The sequence below is a fragment of the Nitratireductor lacus genome (assembly GCF_056431025.1).
The window spans coordinates 2,609-4,101 of record NZ_JBWKMB010000049.1 but is presented as its reverse complement, the minus strand read 5'-3'; the positions used below and the strand labels follow the sequence as shown (position 1 = coordinate 4,101).

The 1,493-nt window shown below is 55.8% G+C and carries 2 pseudogenes; both read left to right on the top strand.

The features are described from left to right. Positions 1-435: 435 nt before the first annotated feature. A pseudogene (locus AC07E3_RS21305) lies at positions 436-1,020 on the top strand (hypothetical protein); the annotation flags it as partial. A gap of 363 nt (positions 1,021-1,383) precedes the next feature. Continuing rightward, positions 1,384-1,493 (top strand): annotated as a pseudogene (locus AC07E3_RS21300) (hypothetical protein); the annotation flags it as partial.

Sequence of the window (1,493 nt, the reverse complement as noted above, 5' to 3'; positions counted from 1 at the left end):
AACAGTGACTTCGGATCCATATCGGCACTCCCCATGGTTCATCCGAAGTGAATCATGAAGCGGCTCTACAGGCCAGGGTTTTTGCGGGTCTCCAGCTCGGCCGGCAGCGTGAACACCATATGGAAGTAGGGAACCAGCAGAATCTCGCCCTACCGTGCGGCCAGCCAGTTCCGGCAGGCTTGCCCCTGACATTTGGGGCAGTGCTGGTTACGGCAGGCAATGGACGTCGCCCATTGCCTGCCTCAATCGGACGAATTTTGAGAAATAGCAGTTGACCCGTACCTAACGTCATACCGTAGGAGCCCGCGTGAAGAGATGATGCAGATTCAATCTGTGTCCATCCAAATCTCACATCAGCGCTTCTAGGCAATCGACGGATCAAGCTTATCAAGACATTAGGCTCGGTTTGTCAGCAGAGCAGTTTGGAGAAATCGCATGCCTATGGATAACCGGTTTCGTTTCGAAAGACCAAGTGAAAACAGCTTGCTGTTTGGAGGACGTTGTCGGCCTCATGGTTGGCTGCCGGTGCTGAAAATGGCTGACTATGTTGTTGCGTTCGGCCAAACCCAAATCTGGCAACGGTCAAGCAGGTTGTTGTACCAGCGCGGGATGCTTGCCATTTTTATCCTCGCGCATTTCGTCACGGTGCTTGTAATTGGCCCTAGCAAGGGGGAGGCGGCGTCAGTTGAGGTGACATTCCCATTCCCAGTCGACGGATGCTTAAGCGGCTCGAATAAACTCGTTTATCGAACAAATCCAGGTCCGACCAATCTTGAAGGTATGACCAAAGGGGGTATTCGGGCCGGTAGCGGTGATGGTACCTATGGTTGGGCGTCGGGTTGCGCTGTGACGGGCGTTGGACTCGGCTATACGTCGTTAGGAGCTTTTGCCAATGCTCAAGGGAAGGGTGTCACGGCCGTGGGCATTTCCGCCGTAGCCAAAAAGGACTTTTCAACTGCAGTTGGTGCGGAATCTTCGGCGACCGGAAAGGCTAGCTCTGCTTTTGGTGTAGGCAGCATCGCCGCGGGGGACAACACGATCTCCATCGGTGGTGGGGGTGCATCTATTCTGCCTGAAATTGAATCGACACGGGCAACCGCAAACGGGGCGATTGCGATCGGGGTGAATAATACTCGAGGTGCCCAAGCTAGTGCGGCGAACGCAATCGCCTTCGGTGGGGAAGCAACCGCTTCGGCCATCGATGCACTCGCCGTCGGTCGAGGGGCAAACGCAGGTAGTGCCGGCGATGTCGCGTTAGGTTCTGGAGCGGTCACGCAGCCGACCGTCAATACTAGCGGAACCACAATTAACGGGAAGCGCTACGGCTTTGCTGGAACGAATGCGAAGAGTACGGTGAGCGTCGGCAACAACGCTGTTAAGCGCACAATCACCAACCTTGCGGCAGGCAGGATTAACCCCACAAGCACTGATGCCGTCAACGGCAGCCAGCTCTTCGCCACGAACGAGGCGATCGGTTCGGTTGGCGAGCGTGT